At 75.7% G+C, this 3566-nt stretch carries 2 protein-coding genes; one reads left to right on the forward strand and one right to left on the reverse strand.

Annotated elements, in window-relative coordinates:
* Positions 1-3010: RHS repeat-associated core domain-containing protein (locus tag VR45_RS40320; protein WP_286163666.1), on the forward strand; the 3010-nt coding region annotated here is incomplete at its 5' end.
* Positions 3011-3131: 121 nt separating this feature from the next.
* Here VR45_RS40320 and VR45_RS40325 read toward each other — a convergent pair.
* Positions 3132-3566, reverse strand: a 435-nt coding sequence (locus VR45_RS40325) for a hypothetical protein (protein ID WP_045944949.1), incomplete at its 5' end; no start/stop codon positions are given.

Below are 3566 nucleotides of genomic sequence, written 5' to 3' on the forward strand. Positions count from 1 at the left end.
CTCGGCGGTCCGGCTCTGGGCGACCGCGCCGGGGGCGGGCGGCGGCACCGCCACCGACGTCGCCCGCTACGCCTACGACGACCTGGGCCGTCTGAGGGAGACCTGGGACCCGCGGACCAGCCCCGCCCTGAAGACCGCCTACGCCTACGACGACGCGGGGCGCGTGGTCGGGCTCACCCCGCCCGGCGAACTCCCCTGGACCTTCGCCTACGGCCGGGCCGGCGGTTCGGCGGCGGCCGGCGACGGCATGCTGCTGTCCGTCTCCCGCCCGGCCCTCGCCCCCGGCAGCGCGGACCGCACCGACGGGACGGCGACGACCACCCTGGTCTACGGCGTCCCGCTGACCGGCGTCGGCGCGCCGTACGACCTCGGGGCGGGCGCCACCGCCGGCTGGGGCCAGCGCGACAACCCGACCGATGCCACCGCGGTGTTCCCCGCCGACCAGGTGCCGGCGTCGAGCGACGGCCGGGCCCTGCCCGCCGGCGCCTACACCCGGGCGACCGTCAACTACCTCGACGCCTCCGGCCGGCCGGTCGACACCGCCCAGCCCGGCGGGAACATCGCGGTCACCGAGTACGACCGGTTCGGCAACACCGTCCGGCAGCTGACGGCCGCCAACCGGCTGCTCGCCCTCGGCACGAGTCCCGCCGACCGGGCGGTGCTGACCGACCTCGGCATCAGCGGCGCCGGGAGCGCCGAACGGGCCCGGCTGCTGTCCACCGAGCACCTCTACAGCCCGGACGGCACCCGGGAGACCGAGACGCTCGACCCGCTGCGCCGCACCGCCCTGGCCGCCCCGCTGACGGACGGTGCCACGACCGTGGCCCTGGCGGGCAACCAGATCGCGGCCCGCGCCCGTACGGTCCGCGAGTACGACGCGGGCCGGCCCACCGACGGCACCGCGGTCACCCGCAACCAGGTCACCGGGACGACGGTGGGCGCCCAACCGCGCTCCCACCCGGCCCTGTTCGCCGACGCCCGCACCGCCCGCACCGGGTACGACTGGACCCAGGGCCGACCGGTGAGCACCACCCAGGACGCCGGCGGGCTCAACCTGACGAAGACCACCGCGTACGACGCCCAGGGCCAGGTCACCCGGACCACCCTGCCGGCCTCCTCCGGAGCCGACGCCGGGGCCACCGTCACCACCTACTACACCGGCGACGGCACCGGCCCCTGCGGCGGAAGGCCGGAGTGGGCCGACGCGGTCTGCACCACCGGCCCCGGCGGCGGCATCACCGGCGGCGGCCAGAACCCGGCCCAACTCCCCACCAGGACCAGTGAGTACGGCCTGTACGGGCAGCTCACCAAGCAGACCGAGACGGCCAACGGCGTCACCCGGAGCACGGTCCGCGACCACGACGCGGCGGGCCGGCCCACCACGGTCACCGTCACCGGCGGCACCGGCACCGCCGTCCCCGCCGTCACCACCGGGTACGACCCCGCCACCGGCCGGGCCGTGACCACCGCCACCTCCGGTGCGGGCACCGTCACCCGCCAGTTCGACCGGCTGGGCCGCCAGATCGCGTACACCGACGCCGACGGCGGGGTCACCCGCACCACCTTCGACACCCTGAACCGGCCGGCCGCCGTCACCGACAGCGTGCCGTCCACCACCACCTACACCTACGACACCGCGGCCGAGCCGCGCGGCCTGGTCACCGCGGTGGCCGACTCGGTCGCCGGGACCTTCACGGCCCACTACAACGCCGACGGCACCGCCGACTCGCAGGGCCTGCCCGGCGGCTACACCGCCCGCCAGGCCACCGACCCCACCGGGGCGGCGACCACGCTGACGTACACCCGCGACAGCGACGGCGTGGCCGTGCTGACCGACACGGTGGCGATCACCGCCCAGGGCCAGTGGACCGGCCACACCGGCAACGCCGGCCGCACCTCCGCGCAGACCTTCGGCTACGACGGCGCGGGCCGGCTGGTCACGGCCACCGACACGGTCGACGGCGTCTGCACCACCCGGACGTACGGCTACGACCGCAACAGCAACCGGACCGCCCGGAGCAGCACCGCGGCCCCGCCCGGCGCCGACTGCACCACCACCGGCGGCACCCCGGCCACCTCCGGCTACGACAGCGCCGACCGGCTGACCGACCCCGGCTACGCCTACGACGCCTTCGGCCGGACCACGGCCCAGCCGGGCGGCGTCACCAACGGCTACTACGCCAACGACCTGGTGCAGTCGCAGGCGACCCCCGCCGCGCGCCAGACCTGGACGCTGGACCCGCAGTTGCGCCGGCGCGGCTGGACCGCGGAGGTCCCGAGCGGCGGGACGTGGGTGCGGACCGGCGTCGGGACCGACCACTACGGCGACGACACCGACAACCCGCGCTGGACGGCGGAGAACACTGCCGGCGCCGTCACCCGCTCCGTCCTCGCCCCGGGCGGCGGGCTCGGCGCCCTGACCTCGGCCACCGGGGACACCGTGCTGACGCTGACCAACCTGCACGGTGACGTCGCGGTCCTGCTGCCGACGGTGGCCGGGGCAGCGCCGGTGGTGCTGGGCTTCGACGAGTTCGGGGTGCCGAGGGCGGGCCAGCAGCCGGTGCGCTACGGCTGGCTGGGCGGCCCGAGGCGCTCGGCGGGGACGCCGACCGGCGACCTCCTCATGGGCGCACGGCTCTACCACCCGGCGAGCGGACGCTTCCTGCAGACCGACCCGGTGCTGTACGGCAGCGCCAACGCCTACGACTACGCCGACCAGAACCCGCTCACCAACGCGGACCCGTCGGGCCTGTGGCGGGTGAAGCTGGAGTGGCACTGGAACGGTGTCGGGATCCGCTTCGACCGCCAGATCACCAACGCGGTGGCGAGCTTCTGGTGGATGGTGGCGGGTGCGATCGGCGCCCTCGTGGGAGGTGTTCCGGGCGTCGTCGTCGGGTTCACGCTGAGCCTCGCGAGCGGATATGCCAGCTACGCCCTCAACACCAACCGCTGCCTCTACGGCCGGGTTTCCTGGCGGAGCATCAGGTACGGCTTCACCCGCTGCTTCTGACACCGGCTTCCGGGGCGGGGCGGGGCCCGGCGGCGAATCCGCCGTCGGGCCCCGCCCCGTTCCGGGGTCCGGCACTGTCCGGCGGTGAGCGGCCCCGGCCGTGCGGGCCCCGCCGGCACCCCTACGCCTCGGCCGGGCGGGGGCTCCGCAGGGTGGCCGCGGGCATCACCCGGCAGGTGAATACCACGTTGACCATGACGACGAGCACTGCCGGGATGCCGCCGAGCATGACCAGGAAGAGCGGCAGCAGGTTGGCCAGCACGGCGAGGGCGCAGCGGGCGTCGCGGCCGCGGGCGGCCCACGGGGCCACCATGAGCAGGGCCAGGACGACAGGACCGCCGATCACCAGCGCGGAGAGAGCGAGCAGCTCCAGCAGTGACTCGTTCGAGCTCCAGGTGCCGCCGTAGGACGCCCTGAGGGCCAGCGCGGCCAGGTCCAGGAGCAGCAGCGTCGGCGCCAGGAAGAGGAGTACGTAGTGCGTGGCGGCGCGCAGGAACCAGCGCAGGGCCGCCCTGCCGTGGTCCGCCCAGCCGCGCGCGCCGATGGCGAACGGGAG

Origin of the sequence: Streptomyces sp. NRRL S-495 (assembly GCF_000966955.1) — a bacterium.
Classification (GTDB): Bacteria; Actinomycetota; Actinomycetes; order Streptomycetales; family Streptomycetaceae; genus Kitasatospora; species Kitasatospora purpeofusca.